This window comes from Streptomyces sp. NPDC032091, assembly GCF_055580265.1.
Map to the genome: position 1 here is coordinate 508,542 of NZ_JBVILR010000002.1, position 17,068 is coordinate 525,609.

Genomic DNA, 17,068 nt, shown 5'->3' on the forward strand with positions numbered 1-17,068 from the left:
GCGGTCACCACGGCGAGCCGGCGAGCCGGCTGTCGAGCGACACCTTGGTTCATCCCATAGAGGTAGATTTCCCCTCTTCCGAAGGGGACTTCTCATGCGCAGCGGCAGGCTCCGTCTCACCGTCATTGCTGCTGGAGTGGCAGCCAAGGGCTCTGTCGGCCCCCTCCGCAGGTGGGTCGTCCATTCCCGTACAGAGGGAGAGCGACATGTCGGAGCAGGACGCCGTCGCGCAGCCGGGAGTGGCGCCCGCCGCTCGTCGCACTACGGGAACCATGTTCGCCGCACTCTACGGAGAGCTCGTCGCGTACGCGTGGCACGATCCCGCGTCAGAGCACGACGCATACCAGCTGTTCCACCAGCGATCGCTGGCGATGGGCTGGCTTGACGACAGGGCGGGCTCTGAGGAAGCGAACGCCTCCGGCCGGCGCACGCACGTCGCCCCGGGGCTGTGGGCCATGAACGACGCGGGCTGGACCCACCCCCTTGCCGCTCCGCGACCACACCTGATCTCGTGGTTCCAGGTCGAAGTGAGCGCGCTGGCCGACGACAGGCCCCTTCCCGTGCAACCGTTCCTGCGCTGCGCGCAGGACACGACAGAACGCATCGGCGCCGCGCACCTCTCCGCGGTCCAGGTTCTCCTACCGATGCAGGGCATCGACGCCTCGGCTCGCCCGCCCTACGCGCTGGTGCCCTCCATGCGGACACCGGGCTGGTTCGGGGAGTGCGACCCCCGGGCCCGGGTGCCGGTGAAGGTCCGCGTCGACGGGGGCCTCGACCCGGCGATCCCCGCGATGGCCCCACAGTTCGCCCGCCGCATCGCCCCTGCGGACCAGCATGTGTTCACCGGCAGGATCGACGAGGCCGTACCCCCCGATGCCTTCCCGGCCCCGCCGTTCGACGACCGCTTCTGGAACGGTCCACCCTCGCAGGGGGTGACACTCTCCGGCGAGCTGGCGGAGTGGTCCTGCGACGCTGTCGGCTGGCTCGCCGCGACGGTGGCCGACTCTGCCGCTCACCTCGGCATCCGCACGCCAGTGCTGTTCACCGTAGTACGGGGCTGACCGCCCGCCAGGCCGGGCTGCCAGAACGATCACCTTCAAGACGGTGGGCGCAGGGCAACGGCATGCACGGCGTGGTGGAGGACATCGCCATTCTTGAGAGACGCGAAGGGCCCCGGCGCTGTGCGCGGGGGCCCCGTGACGTGGCTGGGTCCTCGTCGGGCCGGCTGGGAGGATCAGCAGCTCCGCCGGGTCGGACAGCCCGGTGTTGTACTCGGTTCGGTTCCGCCCCTGCTGGTGGCGGCCGGTGCGGTCAGCCGATGAGTTCGGCGAGGATCCACTCGGCGAGGCTCTCGGTCACCAGGCTGTGCTCGGAATTGGTGTCGTCGCACTTGAAGGCGTCCAGCTCACTACGGCCGGGGGGAAGGTCGTTGAGGTGGGTGGTGAGGTCGACGTCCCAGGTGACGGGGTCGTACTTGAGGGCGACGGCGCTGACCGAGGGCACGAAACAGCCGGAGCGGTGGCGCTCGTCGATCGCGGCGCCGAGCGCGTCGGCGAGCATGCCGTAGGAGGCGAGAGTGCCACCGGGCGCGCCGTCGAGCGGGGGGATCTCGCTGGTCCGGCTCGTACGGTAACCGAAGATCAGGGCCGACATCCGTACGACTTCCTGGAGCTGGCCGAAGGCCGGCTGCGTGCGCAGGACCGCGCGGGCGATTCCCGGGGCCCTCCAGTCGAAGACCGGCTCGTCGGGCAGCAGCGGCCCCCCGGTCCCGTCACCGGTGCCGTTGGCGACGCCGATCCTGCGCAGGCCCGGCTTGGACGGGAACCACCCGATGTCCTTCAGGTCCTGGAGGAACCGGACGCGCTTCTCGCTCCAGGTCGCGACGGCGCCGGAGTCCTTGGCGTTCGGCACCCAGGCCCACAGGAGCTGCTGGGCGGCGGCGCTCCTGATCAGCTCGGCCTGCTTCGGCTTGCCGGAAGGGTCGGGAACGGACTCGAAGAAGTACGCCAGCTGCTGCAGTGCGACCGGGATCCAGGCGCCGTTGTGCGGTGAGTCGTAGGAGAGGTAGATGCGGCTCTCGTGGTCCTCGCCCTCGTTCTCCATCCAGGCCAGCGCGTACCGGGTGATGAGGCCGCCCATGCTGACGCCGCCCACGATCAGGGGGGAACCGCCCTCCTGCCGGTCGGCGATGGCCCTGCGGATGGCGCTGACCGCGACGGCTGCGTTGGCCTGGATGTGGGTGTGGCGCTCCTTGAAGCCCAGCAGGATGACGTCCACGCCCGCGGCGAGCAGCTGGCTGAGCAGCCGCTTGCCGTCGGCGTTGTAGGGCGCGTCGAGGTGGGCGTAGAGGTCGCCGAGTTCGCTCTCGCCGTAGTTGAACCCGTCCGCGAAGATCATCGGGTTGACCAGGCCCTCGTGGGGCGTGCCGTCGGCGTCGAGGCCGTAGTAGACGGCGGCGGTGCCGGTGGCCGTCTCCCCCTCGTATGCGAACGCGCCGGTGAGCTGCCATACCGTATTCGGCTTGTTCACCTTACGGGCCGTGTCCCCCCGCAGTGCGGGCGTGAACAGCACTCCCTGCCGGAGCGGTTCCGGCGCCCCGCCCTGTGCCTTGTCGGCGCCCTCCGCATCTGTCCACGGGTCGGTACTGACGTCGACCTTTGGTTCGCCACTGCGCATAGTCATGTACTGCCGCCTTCCCTCGTCTGCCGGATGAGTCACCGCAGGGACCGCCTTCGGCCGGGTGGCGCCGCGACCCGGTGGCGGTTCTGGCTGCCCGAGTACGCCTGGCGCCGGCGCCGGCTTCGGCGCCGCACGACCGATGACTTGCGCGGCCCTGCCGACAGCCGAAAGGTATGTGGGCTGATCGGGTCCGGGCGGCAACGACACCTGGCGCGCGCACCGCGCCAAGGGGCACTGGCCATCGGGACTCCGCGCCCCCGTGCGCCTCCGAAGCAGACCCACCCGAGCTCGCCGCCCCGCTGGAGACCCGCCGGCCCTCGGTGCGCGCGCTCACCGTCAGGGTCACCGAGCTGCCCTCCGACCCGCCCGGGCCCGAGTGGGCGGGGGCCACCCCCTGCTGCTCCTGCATCCGCCGGGCGTGCGCTTCGGTCTTCTCCTGCCTCCCCTCACACATCCGCTGCTCCTCCAGGCGCCGGCGGACCTCGTCGTACGGGACCCGGCCGTGGCACCGGTTCCGGACTGCTGGCGTCGACCGCACCGCCGCCGCCCGTCGCGCCGCGCAGCTCAACTCCAAGGCGTGATCCAGGGCACAGTGCACTCTTTGCGGTGATGAACGCTCCGCCCTGGTCTAAGCGGCTAGGTGTGCGTCTGCCGGAGCTTGGTTACATCCGGTTCTGGGTCTTCTGCTTGAGGCGTTCGTAGGGTGTCTGGCCGTCGAGAGCGCCGTGTGGGCGGTGGTAGTTGTAGTAGTCCTCCCATTCTCGGAGCTTTTCGTTCAGGACGCCGGTGTCGTCGCTGACGACACCGGCGTTGTCCCTCCGGATCCGGCGCGCGGCCCCCTGCCTTCGATCGTGGTCCGCCGTGACACCACCCGCAACGAGCACGAGGTCACCACGGCGGCCAGCATCAACGACATCGCCCACGACCTCACCATCTGGTTGGCCGCCCGCGACTTCCCCGGACGGCCGACCAGGCAGGTCAGCGAGAACTGAAACACGACCTGGCAGAGGTCTGACCGTGCGCGCGGTAGAGGCGGACGGAGACCGGATCGTCGTCCTCGGGGGCGTCGAGTGCGTCGATCCTGTCGAGGAGGAGGCCGTTGTCGACGCAGAGGTCCTCCCACAGCTCCGGGGTGAGAACCCACATCTCCACAGACTGGTCCTGGCCGCCGGCGAGCGGCAGGATCTCCGCGCGCGGCGTGACGCTCGAAGAGGGCTCGTGACCGAGGGCGTTGGTGTGCAGAACGGAGAAGACGAGGCGCCCCCCGGGCTTCAGGGCCAGCCGGAGGGCGGGCAGCAAGCGGTGGGGGTCGATGTAGCCGAAGCCGTGAAGGGAGTAGATCACGTCGTACGGCTCGGCCTGGTGCAGGTGGTCGACGGCGTCGGCGTGGATGAGGGTGAGACCTGGGAGTTCGCCGTAGCGGGCGAGGCCGCGTGCGTGCTGACTGGCGGATGCTTCGACGGCGTCGACCGTGGCTCCGTACTCGCGCACCAGGTGGGCGGCGTGTCTGCCCAGGCCGGAACACAGGTCCAGGACGCGCAGGCCGGTCAGGTCGCCGAGGACTTCGGCGCCGGGGCCGGTCGGCCAGAATCCCCAGAAGATGCGGTCGGCTTCCGGGGTGTCGGTGCCCCGTTGCAGATGGTGGCTGCCGTACGTGGCCCAGGCGCGGGCGTTGACGGCTTCGGACTCGGCGCTGTGCATGGCGTTCCTTGACGTCGGGACAGTGGCGGGGCCGCGTCGTATGCGCGGCCCCGCGGGGAACTCTGCGGGGGGCCGCGGGTCAGCGGTCCTGGGCGAGGGCGTACAGCTCGCCGAGCAAACTCCCCTCGGTCGCGACGAGTTCGTCGAAGGAGCCCTGCTCCCGGACCGTTCCCTGATCGAGGACGATCACCCGGTCGGCCATCCGGACGTTGTCGAGGCGGTGGGTGACCACCACGGTGATCCGTTCCGAGGCCATGGCCCGCAGCTCCCGGAAGATCTGGTGCTCTCCTCGGGCGTCCATCTCACTGGTCGGCTCGTCCAGGACGAGCACGGCCGGCTCCCTGTACATCGCCCGCGCGCAGGCCAGCCTCTGCCACTGCCCTCCGGACAGCTCGTGGCCGCCCCACACCGACCGGGCGAGCAGCGTCTCCAGTTCCTGGGGGAGATCACGCAGGGTCTTGGTCATGCCGACGCGTTCGGCCGCGTCCCAGATCCGCTCGTCGCCGTGCTCGCGGGGCTGTCCCAGGGTGATGTTCTCCCGGGCGGCGAGCGGCCAGTGCCCGTGCTTCTGCGGCACCAGGCCCACGTGCCGCCACACCGACTCCGCGTCGGCACCGGCCAGGTCGGTGCCGTCCCAGAGGACCTTCCCGTCGGTCGGGACGGTCAGTCCGGTGAGCATGCGGATCAGTGTGGACTTGCCGGCGCCGTTCTCCCCGACGAGGGCGACGACCTCGCCGCGGTTCAGGGTGAGGGTGATCGGCTGGACGGCCGCGGCCTCCTTGCTCGGGTAGGTGTAGGAGGCTCCTTCCAGGCGGATCTGCCGCGGGGGCTTGGCCCGCGCGGTGCCGCGGGCCGTGGTCATGGCGCGGACCTCGTCGATGAACTCGTAGTAGTCGGAGAGGTAGAGGCCGTGGTGGAACATGACCGTCGAGTAGCGGATGATCGAGTTCAGGGCGCGGCCGGCGGTCTGCGAGGCGACGACCGCCGTGCCCGCGATCGCGGTGGTCATGGACCCGGTGAGGACCAGGCCGGCCAGCGAGGCCCACATGACGAGGGTGAACAGGCCGCCGAGCGAGGCGGCCAGCAGCGTGATCCTCAGATACGGGCGCGCCCCGGCGACCTCCCGCATCTCGACCCGTTCACACATGGACCGGTACCAAAAGTGCAGGTAGCCGCGCATGGTGTTGGCCCGGAGCTCGTCGGCGAGCTCGGCCGTCGTCAGCCACCAGCGCATCATGCCGCGGACATTGCGGGCGGAGATGGTCTGGTCGTGGACCCGGTAGTCGACCCGGGCGGCGATCACGCCGCCGAGACCGCGGGGGACGACGGACAGCAGCAGCACGCCCAGGAGCAGGGGATGCAAGGCGGTGAGTACCACGGCGGCGGAAGCGAGCTGGACGAGTCCGTTGGTGAGGGTCTTGGCGTCGTCGGCGAGGTCGACGGCGCGCAGCGCGCCGATCTCCGCCGCCTGGCTCCGGTCGCCGAACCCTTCCGCGTCGTAGGCGGCGAGTTCGGCCCGCATGTGGAGATCCACGAGCTGCAGGTCCGCGGCGGAAGCGATCTTCGGATTCAGGCGTCGGGTCGCCCAGTCCGCGAGGATCCACATGGACGCGCCGGTGGCCATCGCGACGACGGCGACGGCCAGCGCCGGCCACGCATGGGCCAGGCCCTGTCGGGGGTCGTCGACCATCAGCCGCGGCAGCGCCTTCGCGACGGCGGTGAGCATCACGGCCGTGCCGACGCCGGACAGCACCTGGCACACCACGATCGTCAGGGCCATGCGCCGGTCGACGCTCCAGGCCAGGCGGGCCGTCTGGATCAGAGCGGCGGGGATGCGGCGGGCCATGTCCCACAAGGTGGCGTCGTCCATCGCCCGCCGGTGTTTGCGCCCGTTGTAGTCGAGCTCCGGTGGTGCCGATGGCTGTGGAGGGCCCGTCCGTGCGGCCGGGAGGGACGCCGCCTCGCCGCTGACGTCTGCTGCGCCGCTGACGTCTGCTGCGCCGGCGGCCGGGGCGTCGCTTTGGTGGTGCGGTGCGGTCATGCGAACACCCCCGCCATCAGCCGGTCCAGGGTGCGCCGTCCTCGTGCGGTGACGTGGGGGTCGTCGAGCTTCGGTCCTCGGACCAGGCAGCTCACCGCGTCGATCGCCGCGAGGCATTTCAAGGCGTGCTGCTCCTTGACCGTGAGGTTGCGGCCGTAGCCCTGGAGGCACGCGGCGCGCAGGTCGGGCCGGTCGGTCCAGGTGGAGCAGGCCATCAGTACGAAGTCCTGCACGGCGGTCGCGGCCCGGGAGCGCTCGAAGTCGATCCATCCGGCCTGCTGTCGGGAGGTCGACCACATGAGGTTGCGGTCCCACGCGTCGCCGTGGATGTACGCGAGTGGCAGCGGCGGCATGGCCCGCAGCTCGTCGGCCGAGTGGCGCACCAGGTTCTGCTCCGGTGTGGTCAGCCGGTCCCCGGCCGCCGCCAGGTGCCCTTCGGCGCCGTCGGCCGCGGCCCGCAGAGCCTGCGCTGCCTCGGCCCGTCGAGGACCGGACAGGTCACCGGCCGCGTGGAGGCGGGCCAGCAAGGCGCCGCCGTGCCGGTGCGCGCGGGCTTCCTCCACGGGCGAGAGCTCCAGCTGCTTGAGCGGCCGTCCTGGGACGGCGGTCAGCAGCAGTGCCAGATTCTCCGCGCTCGACGCACGCAGCTGCGGCGCACCGCCGGCGCCGAGGGCCGGTGCGGCACTTCGGAGCGCGAGCGTCTCGCGCTCGTACCTCACGGCCTTGGGGGAGACCTTCAGGTAGAAGCGGAGCGCTCCGGGCAGGTCGAGCCGCCAGACGCGGGAGCTCTCGCGCGGGTGGCTGACGTCCCTGATGGCGGGACGGGCGCCGAGCGCCCGCCCGGCCCACGCGAGCAGGGCCGGGGGCGCGGTGGTCGGGTCGGTCATGCCCCCCACCCCGATGACGGTCGTGATGCTGCGGCGAACAGGACGCGGCGGACGTCGACGGGTCGCCGGTGCGCGAGGGCCTCGGCGGCCGCGGCAGGAGGGTTCTCGACAACAGGGCGAAGGGTGACCAAGCGGACGGGATTCACTGTTTCTCCTCGGTTCGGAAACGGGGTGGAGCACCCGGACAACGGACGCGATCGCAGGGCCGCTACGGGAAGCCGTGGGCGACGAGCCGAGCAAAGGTTCGACGTCGGGACGCGGACGGCAAGTGCCGTCTGCGTGGGCGGCACCTCTCGCTTCGTTCGATTCACACGTACGGGGAAGGCTGCGGGACGGTCGCCCGAGCGGCGGATTGCATGACGCGTCGACAGCACCCGTCTCCTTCGGTGTGGTGTGGCTTCGCTCTGCGGACGGACCCTCGCCCACACCACTGACAATCCGGGCCGCCAGCACCGGGATCCGGTCATCCCAGGCCCGCTCTGCCACCAGCCGCCACCGGCGAGCTGGGGCGCTCTGAACTGGAGTGATGTCGGAGGAAAGGTTTCTGGAACTCTCCAGGCCAGCCCGGAATCCGGCGCCCGCGAGAGTGGCTCGATCTGGCCCGCGGCCGGGTGAGTACCCGGAGCGTCTTGCCCCTCGACGGTCGGGACGGCGGCTAACATCGGCACCTTCGACGCGGTCGGCGCACGTCCGGGTGAGGTTCTCGCGTTCGGTGCCCACGCCCGCGGACCGGCCGCTACGTTCGAAATACGCACCGCCCCCCGCTGCGCCCCTGTGAAGCTGCGCCGCGCACTGGCACGCCGCCGCGCACCCGAGCGCTGGGACTGCACGCCAGACGGTGAACCGCTGTTCGGGGGCGTCGGCGTCGCCGCCCCGGTGCTGCGCGAGACGAGTCAGCCGCCGCCTCGCCGTCCCCGCCCCCGGCGGACCGCCCGGGCTTCAAGACCGGGCCGCCGGGTGGGAAGAGCAGCTGCGTCGGGACGCACGGGCGGCACTCCGTCCGGACCAGACCGAGCCCTGAGGCACGTCGCGGCACCCTGTTTGTCGGTGCCCGTTGCGAGGATCACCGGCATGGAGATCAAACATGTCGACTGGCGGAACTTCCTGTCCCGGTGGAGCGAAGAGTGGGCGGACGCGCACGGGGACGTCGATGAGCTGAGCCCCGACGATGTCGCAGCATGGCGAGGCAGGTGGCTCGGAGTCGATCCGGCCACCGAGGCGGACATCGCTGCGATGGAGGACCGGCTCGGCCGGACGATGCCGCCCTCCTACCGGGAGTTCCTGCGGGTCAGTGACGGCTGGCGGCACGCCGGCGCCTTCGTCTGGAAACTGGCCGGCACCCGTGAGGCGCACTGGCACGACGATGCGATGGGCCTCGGCGAGGATTTCGACGCATTCTGGGGCGAGGAGGACAACCCTGAGGAAGTGCGGGCTCAGGTGGGTCTGTGGTCCCGGGCGCTGCAACTGGACGTCGAGTCGGACATCACCTTCGTGCTGCTCGACCCGCAGGACGTGGGGCCGGACGGCGAATGGGCGGTGCGGGTGTGGGCGTCCTGGCGGGCCGAGGGGGACCCTGAGCGGTATCCGTCGTTCGCGGCGTTCATGATCGCCATGCACCAGGAATTCCACACGCTCGCGCCCGGCCGGAACGGGGTGGACGGCCCCGCGTTCATCAACGACACGACCCGGGCCCAGGACGCCGCCGTGTCCCGGGCCCGGACCGCGGCACTGCGCGGCCGGCACGAAGAGGCGGCCGCCCTGCTCACGGAAGCGCAGAAGTACGGCCGGCCCCACGCACACGAACTCCTGGACCAGATCGCACAGCTGGAAGGCACGCGCGGGTACGGGGCCCCGCAGCCGCACCCCGACAACCCCCGCTTCCTCAGCGAACAGCTCCCCCTGTACGCCACCGTGCTGCTCGACAGCGGCCGGCCCGCGGAAGACTGGCACTACTCCGACCCCGAGGTTTTCCCCGACACCGCGCAGGCCGCGGCCGACATCCAGCGCGCCGTACGCGAGGGCACGTACCGCTACCGGCCCGGTGGATCGTTCGGCGAGGCCGTGCTTGAAGCCCGCCGGCAGGCCCGCTGGGGCGACACCGATGCCGCCTGGCAGGTCGTGCGCGCTGCGATCCCGTCGTGGGAGCCGCTCGGCCCGGGCCACATCGCGCCGGTGGGCCTGCTCGCCGACCCCCTGCTCGCCCCGGTACTGACCGCAGAACGGCGCCTCGAACTCCTGCGAACCCCGCGCGGCGGCGAGAGCGGCCCGGCCCCGGCCCCCGCCGCCGACCGGAACCCCGACGGCCTGTCCTGGCTTGTCCGGCCCGGCGGGCTGCGCCCCTGGCAGACCTCGGTCAGCGACTACCGGATGATCCTCGTCGAAGGCGTAGCCCCGGACGAGCTGCCCGCGCTGCTCGGGTCATCGCCCGGCACGCGGCTCTCCCCGCCCCTGCGGCAGTGGGACGTCACCCGGCACCACCGACCCGACCAGCGGGTCTTCTCCAGCTACGACGACAAGGCACTGCTCAGCGTCGGCCGGGCCGGACCGGGCTGGAGTTTCGCCTTCGAACAGGACCCCTCCGCCGGATTCGACACCGCGCGCTTCGTCTCTCCCGCGCCGGTCGCCTCGGCCGGCGGCGGGTGGGCGATCGTGATCTGGCACGAGTGCCGCTGGGACATCCCGGTCTTCCACGTATCGGCCGCCGAGGGTGGCACCCTGCGCTACGCGTTCACCGTGCGCGCCGGGACGCTCGAAGGAGCCGCCGGCGAGGTACCTGCCGAACTGACCTGGACCACCCTCGGATTCGATGCCCCCGACGAGGACGGCCAGGCCGCGGCCGCAGCCCGCGCCCTGGACTCCATCGCCCGCCTCCACGGCGTCACCCTGCCCCGCCTCGCCCTCACCGAGGGCCGGCTGCACACCTTCGAGTCGCTCTCCTGGAGCCGCCCTCCCGGCCCCGGAGAGACGTACACGACGATCAGCATCGGCTGACCCCGCTGGCCCCTGCCTGGAGATGCTCATGGAGCGCCGCTACAGCCGTGGCCACGGCCTCGTCGGCGCTGGTCGTTTCGAGCAGCACCTGGGCGGGATCGTGCTTGTGCGCCACCGAGTAGGTGTCCCCGGGGAGGAGCGCGATGCACACGGGGAGTACCTGGCCGTCGCCCACCCAGTGCCGGCCACCAGTGCTGAAACACAGCCTGGCGTGGCTGGTGAAGGGATGAAACCGGGCGAGTGCGCTGTTCCGAGCTGCTTCAACGAGCGCTTCCATGATCGGGGGCACCCATGTCGTCGTGGAGCTTCGGGAGCGTTCGTCCCACTGCGCGGCGGCACGCGCCCGTAGGTCCCACTCTGCCTCGACCGACTCACCGGAATCGCCTGGTACATCCATGTTCAGGTCCCCCCTCTGAGGTGCTTTCGGAACCCTAATGTCCGATGGCCTGCGTCTCAATGGGCTGTCAGGCCGCCTGCCCAGCCGACGGCGCGGTGCCGAACAGCCGGTCGTCACGCAGAAGACCCGCCGTAGGCGACGGCTGTACGGCTTCGGTCGGACGGGCACGAGCCCGGCTGCCGAGGCCAGACGGCCTGGCGGTACTGCCCCCAACATGCTGGGCACCGGGTCTCGCCCGGCCCGGGGTGGCGCCACACGATGGTGATCCTGCCCTCGTGGACGGTCAGCGCGGGTCCGGACCCGGCGCGCACGCCCGTCAGGATCGGCATGGCGATCCGGTGGTGTGGCTGGTGGACGGCGCGTCACCGAAGACCCAGTGCTTGTAGCCGTTCGGCTGTTGCTCCAGGGATCCGCGCCGGAACGCCATGGTGCCCTCGCGGTTGCGGTCGATCCGCCACAGGACCTGCACGCCGACGGCGGCGGACGCCTCGCCTGACCGCGCCGTCGCACCGCCGGGCGCCGACGGGACGCCCGCCCCCTGCCGACGGGGTGGCGGGCTCACCGGGAGGGCGCGGCCACCCACGTCCCGTCCGGGTGGTGGATGCTCAGCTCGCCATAGGCCGACAGCGCGGCGGCCGGGTCGCCGGGGGTGGCGCGCAGGGCGGCGTCCAGGAAGGCGAGGGTCGCACCGGCGACGATGCGCGGGCTCTCGGTGCGGCCCAGGGTGCCGACGATCGCCGGCACCGGCGGCAGGTAGAGCGGGCCGTCCATGAAGGTGAGGTGTGCGGCGCCGGGGACGGTGAGCCGGTAGCTCGTCGCGGTATCGGAGGCGAGCGCCTCGGTGAGGCGCGGCAGGTAGCGCGCGTCGGTCGCGGAGGTGAGGTCCTGGGTGAGGGCGAGCGTCGGCTGCCCGAGGGCGGGCGAGAGGGGCCCGTGGGGGTAGCCGTCCAGGTCGACGACGGCGCGGAAGCGGTGGTCCTGCCGGGCGGCCTGGAGGGCGGCGGCGCCGCCCAGGGAGTGGCCGGTCACCGCGGCCCGGCCGGTGTCCAGGCGGCCGGTCAGCGGGTCGGCGTTCTCGCCGCGGTCCAGGGCGTCGAGCCGGGTGAGGACGAAGCCGAGGTCGGCGGCGCGCACCGCGGTCCAGCGGGCCGCCAGCGCCTCGTCCTCGTCCCGGTCGCCGCTGGAGGAGGTCGCGGTGGTGACCGTCCGGCCGTCGGCGAGGACCACGGCGGCGGAGTCGTACGGGTGGTCGAGGGCGGCGACGACGTAGCCGTGGCTGGCCAGTTCCTCCGCCCAGGCGGTGTTCTGGGTGCGCACGCCGCCGGACCCGGGGGAGAAGAGGACGACGGGGAACCGTCCGCCGCGGCCCTCCACCGGCGCGTCGAAGACCGCCCGGGAACGGGCCTGCGGCACACCCTCCACCAGGAACCCCGGCAGGCCGACCCCACGGGCGAGCGCGGCGGAGACCGTCCGCGCCTCCTGCTCGGTGCGTCCGAGGTACCGCGCCCGCGGGACGTCCGCGGGGCTCGGCCGCGCCGGGTACCAGAGCTGGACCACGACGGTGCGCCGGTCGTCCGGCTCGGCGGTGAAGGTCTCGGGGCGCCCGGAGTCGGTCCACTGCAGCACGCGGGTGCCGACCGCGAACTCCCCCGACGGCTCCGGGAACTCGGGGACGGGGAACGCCCAGGCCGCCACCGGTCCCGCGGCGACCAGACCGGCGCAGGCCAGCGACCCGGGCAGCGCCAGCCACCAGCGGGCCCGCCACGGCGCCCGACCCGTACGCCGCCGCAGCAGGGGAGCCAGCGCGAACGGGAGGGCGAGGGCGGCACCGGCCAGGACGGGCAGCAGCTGCCAGCGGATCCCGCTCGTCAGGCCCAGCGCGAGCACGGACAGCACGAGCACCGCGCCCGCCGCGAGCGTGGCGCGCGGGCGGGCACCGGGGGGAAGCCAGCGCGCCACCACCAGGGCGAGGGCAGCGAGCAGGGTGAGGATTTCCAGCAGGGACATGGCAACTCCCGTGATCGTCTCGGTCATCCGGCCATCCTCGGCGCGGGCTCCGCCCCGCCGCATCGGCCCCGGGTCGCCGACCCGTGCACCCGCGGTCGGCCTCCGCGGCACGTCCCTGTGCCACCCGAGTGGCAGCCGAACCCACCCCGGAGGCCGCCGCGTTGCGACCGCGGGAGGTGGTGGGACTCCTCCTGCGGTCGTACCCCGGCACCGGGTGATCAGCCGGTGGACGCATGTGCGCCGCCCGGCCCACCGCCTACCGTGGCAGGGCCGCGGTACGCGCCGGGGCTGCCGTGACACCGGACCGACAGGGGGCGTGGGATGACCGAGGACGCCTCCGGACCAGCGCCACGAACGCCACGAACGCGACGACTGCCACGAACGCCACGAGCGCGGCGAGTGCCACGAGCCCTGCGCCGGGTCACCGTCGCCCGGCGGCTGCCGTCGGTGGTCGTGGACGCGCTGCTGCCGGCGCTCCTCCTGCTCCACGTCGTGGCCATCTACCCGCCTCACGAGCTGGCGGCGCCGCTCGCCCTCACCGCCGCCCTCGCGCTGCCCCTGCTGTGGCGGCGCCGGGCCCCGCTCGCGGTGTTCGGCGCGGTGGCGGCCGCGGCCCTCGTCCAGTGGCTGGCCGGCGTCCAACTCCCGGCGGACGTCGCCCTGCTGATCGTCCTCTACACGGTCGCCGCGCGCTCCAGCCGGCGCGTCACCCTCGCCTCCGGCGCCGTCCTGGAGGCCGGCGTACTGATGGCGTGCCTGCGCTGGACGACGGACGGCGCCTTCCTCACCCCGTTCGTCGCCGTCACCGCGACGGTCCTCGCCACCGCCGTCCTCGGCGTGAACGCCCGCACCACCCGCGCCTACCTCGCCGCCGAACAGGAACGCGCCCGCCGCCTGGAGCTGGAACAGGAGCACCTGGCCCGACTGGCCGTCGCCGAGGAACGGACCCGGATCACCCGGGAGATGCACGACATCGTCACCCACAACCTGTCGGTCATGGTCGCGCTCACCGACGCCGCCCTCGCCGCGCAGCACCGGTCGGCCGACCGGACCACCGCCGCGCTGGTCCAGGCCGCCGAGACCGGCCGGCAGGCCCTCACCGACATGCGGCGCACCCTGGGCATCCTGCGGCCCGACGAACCCGACGCCGAGCGCCACCCGCTCCCCGGCATCGCCCAACTGGACGCCCTCGCCGCACAGATGGGCGCCGCCGGACTCCCGACCCGGCTCGACGTCCACGGCGACCACACCCACCTGCCCGCCACCGCCCAACTCACCGTCTACCGCCTGGTACAGGAAGCCTTGACCAACGCCCTCAAGCACACCCCCGCAGGAACCCGGGCCACCGTCCTGATCCGGTGCGCCGCCGGCACCGTCACCGTGGACGTCACCGACACCGGCCCCCGCCCGCCCCGCACTCCCACCGTCACCGTCACCGCCGACCCGGCCGGGCACGGCATCGCCGGCATGCGCCAGCGGGCCACCGCCTACGGCGGAACCCTGCAGGCCGGACCACTCCCCGACGGCGGCTGGCAAGTCCGCACCCGACTCCTCCTCAACAGCGCCGGAGCCACAGCGGCATGACCATCCGCATCCTGATCGCCGACGACGAAGCACTCCTGAGGATGGCCTTCGGCACCGTCCTGGACGCCCAACCCGACATGGAACCGGTCGGCGAAGCCGGCGACGGCGACCAGGCCGTCCGCCTCGCGCGGGAGCTGCGCCCCGACGTCGTCCTCATGGACGTCCGGATGCCCGGGACGGACGGGATCACGGCGACCCGCCGGGTCGTCGAAGTCTCCCCGCGGAGCAGGGTGCTGATCCTCACCACCTTCGACCTGGACGAATACGCCTTCACCGCCCTCCGCGCCGGAGCCTCCGGCTTCCTGCTGAAGAACACCAGGCCGGACGAGTTCCTCGGCGCGATCCGCAGCGTCGCGGCGGGCGAGGCGGTGGTCTCCCCACGGATCACCCGGCTCCTGCTGGACAGCCTCCGGCCGCACCTGCCCGACGCCGGGGACAGCGCCGGCGCCGCCCGCGCCGCGCGGCTGCGGCGGCTCAGCACCCGGGAGCGCGAGGTGCTCGTCCAGGTGGGCCGTGGCCTGTCCAACACCGAGATCGCGGCCGTCCTGCACCTCGCCGAGGCCACGGTGAAGTCCCACCTGGGGCGGATCCTGCACAAGCTCGACCTGCGCGACCGGATCCACGCCGTCGTCTTCGCCTACGAGAGCCGCCTCGTCCACCCCACCTGACGGCACACCGGAGCCGACCCGCGGCGCTCGGCCGCGGGCTCGGCCAGGGCTTGTGCCCTCGCCTCAAAGGGTGCTGGGCCGGGAGGATGCCAGGACGAGACGCCGTGGCAGAGCTTCCTCGCCCGCCTGGTGGAGGTGGTACTGGAGGTGAGGGCCTCAACCGCCCGCGGGGCGGCTCGTCTGCTCGATCCCCACACCGACTACGCCCGCACCGGTAGCGGCGGGGCTTCAGCCAACCCAGAGGCCTGGGAGCTCCTCACGAACGGCCTCAAGATCGGAAATGGTGCGCCCACGCGCATGAATCCACGACTGGTCCTGAAGGCCGTCCCGGCGAACCAACCTCCCGGGAGCCGCGTACCAGCGGACCGGAGAGTCGTCCCCGCTCGCCCACATCGGATGGTCGGGTAAACGGACCCGGGCATAGCGGGCGTGGAGATCCGGCATCAGTGTGTCGGGCAGCTCGCAGGCGTCATAGAGGTGGTCCGCCGCGAAGAGCGACTCGCTCAGCACCAGCTCCACCCATGCGAGGGACATCCGGTCGAGAAAGGGAATCCACCCCTGATGCGATTCCACCACCACCGGGGGATCGTCCTGCTCGATGTGAGCCAGCGGGATTCCCCAGGAAGCGCAGTCCTGGTTCTCACGGCGGTAGACGAGGACGCCGCCCACGGCGTCATCGATATAGAGACCGGACGGCTTGACCAGGGGGTCCTGCTGGCAGGTCATGTCGTCCCGACGGCCGAAGAGCGCATAGCCCTCACTCAAGGCGGGCGGCAGTTCGAATCCCAGATCGGCCTCCACGGCCGCCAACTCTGCTGCGGTGAAGCCGTCTTCCGGACCCACCGGACGGCCCATCCATACATCGGCGAACCAGCGCACGAACTGCCACGCATCGGAGCGGGTACGCACCCCGCTTCGCAGAGCCACCGCTACATCAGGACCGTCCAGCATGCCGAGAACGCTACCGCCTTCTGCAACCCGGGCGGCGAGCCGCTGCAGGCCCAGCCTCTCGTTCGTCCTCGGCGGCCCGGCGCCGGCCCAAACAATCCGAAGGACACCGTGGAGGCGAAGCTGTCCAAGGCGGTCTGCTCGGGCAAGGTGCAGCTCACCGCGGCGCAGAATGCCATCGGCACGGACTGGACCACAGCGTTTGGACAGGCTCGCTCTCCAGTAGGGCATGGCCGACCGCAGGGAGATGGGGGCGAGTGGTTTGCCGACTGCGGGTGGACAGCGATGTCGGACTTCTTCTCGGTAGCGGGGCCGCAAGGCGTGGACGACGTCTCAGCACTGCCGCATCGAGCTGCGTCCCGGGGACGTCGACAAGCTGTGGTGACGGTTCACGCCGCAGATCAACCGGCCGGCTGACGGGCCTCCGACCGTACCTGCAGCGTCATGGCGGCGAGCCGGTCCAGATCGATGCTCTCCGGAGCCGGCTGCGGGCCGTCCGGGGTCACCAGCGCCACCAGGGCCATGGTGTTCCTGTCGGACCATGCGCACATGGGCATGTCGACCCGGACGTCATCGTCGCCGGGCCGGGTGAGAACCTGGCAGCTCACCGTGATGTCGCTGCCCGGCGGGGTGATGTCCTTGGGCGGGACAGGCGCTTGTGCCTCGGTCGGCGCGGAGGCTCCCGACAGCAGGGCCGTGCGGGATTTGTCATGGGGGGTCGTGAAGTGGCCGTACGCTCCCGTCACCATGAGGACCTCTCGGGTACCCGCCGAGCCCTTCTCGTACTGGGCGGTGACGCGGGCGGGCTCCCCGGCAGCGGTGCCGGAAGTCCCCGTGGGTGCATCGTCCTTCGAACTCGGCGGACCGTCCTCAGACCGCTGGTAGGAGCCACCGAGCAAGGTGTCGGGCATGGAGAGCCGGTACTCGTCCGGCCCGCTCGCCATCCACCGCACCCCGAATCCCGCGGCGAGGAGGCCCACGACCGACACGGCGACGATCAGTACCGTCCTCCTGCCCCTCCGCCTACCCACAGGGCCGTCTGCCCCCGGGTCCGCGTGCGACTGCTGCGAGGTCCCGGACGTGTCGGGCGGGCTGGGGAAAGACGACATGGTCATGATCAGACACTACGGTCTTCGAGGACCCCCGCCCAAAACGCCGGCCACCC

At 72.0% G+C, this 17,068-nt stretch carries 14 protein-coding genes and 1 pseudogene; 5 read left to right on the forward strand and 10 right to left on the reverse strand.

Annotated features, from left to right (window positions below; genetic code table 11):
* The first annotated feature begins 206 nt into the window (after nt 1–206).
* Entirely contained in the window at nt 207–1,061 is an 855-nt protein-coding gene (locus ACZ5NJ_RS05390) for a hypothetical protein (protein ID WP_468762991.1), read from the forward strand.
* Between the two features lie 250 nt (nt 1,062–1,311).
* Here ACZ5NJ_RS05390 and ACZ5NJ_RS05395 read toward each other — a convergent pair whose 3' ends face one another.
* Both ACZ5NJ_RS05395 and ACZ5NJ_RS05400 read right to left on the reverse strand, forming a co-directional pair.
* On the reverse strand, nt 1,312–2,529 hold the full coding sequence (locus tag ACZ5NJ_RS05395; protein ID WP_468762993.1) for a lipase family protein: 1,218 nt from the start codon (nt 2,527–2,529) through the stop codon (nt 1,312–1,314).
* An 812-nt stretch (nt 2,530–3,341) separates the two neighbouring features.
* Nucleotides 3,342–3,485, reverse strand: a pseudogene (locus tag ACZ5NJ_RS05400) (integrase core domain-containing protein); the annotation flags it as partial.
* Nucleotides 3,486–3,530: 45 nt separating this feature from the next.
* Here ACZ5NJ_RS05400 and ACZ5NJ_RS05405 point away from each other — a divergent pair.
* Nucleotides 3,531–3,671 (forward strand): hypothetical protein, encoded by a 141-nt coding sequence (locus ACZ5NJ_RS05405; RefSeq protein WP_468763175.1) that lies wholly within the window; start codon nt 3,531–3,533, stop codon nt 3,669–3,671.
* On the opposite strand, the gene ACZ5NJ_RS05410 is transcribed toward ACZ5NJ_RS05405, so the two are convergent.
* The 3 genes from ACZ5NJ_RS05410 to ACZ5NJ_RS05420 form a co-directional block, all read right to left on the reverse strand.
* A complete protein-coding gene (locus tag ACZ5NJ_RS05410; RefSeq protein ID WP_468762995.1) occupies nt 3,658–4,380 on the reverse strand; it encodes a class I SAM-dependent methyltransferase in 723 nt (240 codons plus the stop codon). The genes ACZ5NJ_RS05405 and ACZ5NJ_RS05410 overlap by 14 nt on opposite strands.
* A gap of 79 nt (nt 4,381–4,459) precedes the next feature.
* Nucleotides 4,460–6,421, reverse strand: a complete 1,962-nt coding sequence (locus ACZ5NJ_RS05415) for an ATP-binding cassette domain-containing protein (RefSeq protein WP_468762997.1) — start codon at nt 6,419–6,421, stop codon at nt 4,460–4,462.
* The gene (locus ACZ5NJ_RS05420) at nt 6,418–7,308 is read right to left on the reverse strand and encodes a phosphotransferase (protein ID WP_468762999.1); all 891 of its coding nucleotides are present in this window, start codon (nt 7,306–7,308) and stop codon (nt 6,418–6,420) included. Before ACZ5NJ_RS05420 ends, ACZ5NJ_RS05415 begins: the two co-directional genes overlap by 4 nt.
* A 1,071-nt stretch (nt 7,309–8,379) precedes the next feature.
* On the opposite strand from ACZ5NJ_RS05420, the gene ACZ5NJ_RS05425 reads away from it, so the two are divergent.
* Nucleotides 8,380–10,299 (forward strand): SMI1/KNR4 family protein, encoded by a 1,920-nt coding sequence (locus ACZ5NJ_RS05425; RefSeq protein ID WP_468763001.1) that lies wholly within the window; start codon nt 8,380–8,382, stop codon nt 10,297–10,299.
* Here the strand turns inward: ACZ5NJ_RS05425 and ACZ5NJ_RS05430 are convergent.
* The 3 genes from ACZ5NJ_RS05430 to ACZ5NJ_RS05440 form a co-directional block, all read right to left on the reverse strand.
* Complete coding sequence (locus ACZ5NJ_RS05430; RefSeq protein WP_468763003.1) at nt 10,286–10,912, reverse strand: DUF6193 family natural product biosynthesis protein; 627 nt, start codon at nt 10,910–10,912, stop codon at nt 10,286–10,288. The genes ACZ5NJ_RS05425 and ACZ5NJ_RS05430 overlap by 14 nt on opposite strands.
* Before the next feature lie 100 nt (nt 10,913–11,012).
* Nucleotides 11,013–11,258, reverse strand: coding sequence for a hypothetical protein (locus ACZ5NJ_RS05435; RefSeq protein WP_468763005.1), 246 nt, complete (start codon nt 11,256–11,258; stop codon nt 11,013–11,015).
* Nucleotides 11,255–12,730: an alpha/beta hydrolase family protein gene (locus ACZ5NJ_RS05440; protein WP_468763007.1), complete on the reverse strand. Its 1,476-nt coding sequence runs from the start codon at nt 12,728–12,730 to the stop codon at nt 11,255–11,257. The genes ACZ5NJ_RS05435 and ACZ5NJ_RS05440 overlap by 4 nt, the downstream gene beginning before the upstream one ends.
* Nucleotides 12,731–13,102: 372 nt before the next feature.
* On the opposite strand from ACZ5NJ_RS05440, the gene ACZ5NJ_RS05445 reads away from it, so the two are divergent.
* On the forward strand, nt 13,103–14,287 hold the full coding sequence (locus tag ACZ5NJ_RS05445; protein WP_468763009.1) for a sensor histidine kinase: 1,185 nt from the start codon (nt 13,103–13,105) through the stop codon (nt 14,285–14,287).
* A complete protein-coding gene (locus tag ACZ5NJ_RS05450; RefSeq protein WP_468763011.1) occupies nt 14,284–14,955 on the forward strand; it encodes a response regulator in 672 nt (223 codons plus the stop codon). Before ACZ5NJ_RS05445 ends, ACZ5NJ_RS05450 begins: the two co-directional genes overlap by 4 nt.
* Before the next feature lie 228 nt (nt 14,956–15,183).
* Here ACZ5NJ_RS05450 and ACZ5NJ_RS05455 read toward each other — a convergent pair whose 3' ends face one another.
* A complete protein-coding gene (locus ACZ5NJ_RS05455; protein WP_468763013.1) occupies nt 15,184–15,906 on the reverse strand; it encodes an SMI1/KNR4 family protein in 723 nt (240 codons plus the stop codon).
* Between the two features lie 398 nt (nt 15,907–16,304).
* Entirely contained in the window at nt 16,305–16,892 is a 588-nt protein-coding gene (locus ACZ5NJ_RS05460) for a hypothetical protein (protein ID WP_468763015.1), read from the reverse strand.
* Between the last annotated feature and the right edge of the window lie 176 nt (nt 16,893–17,068).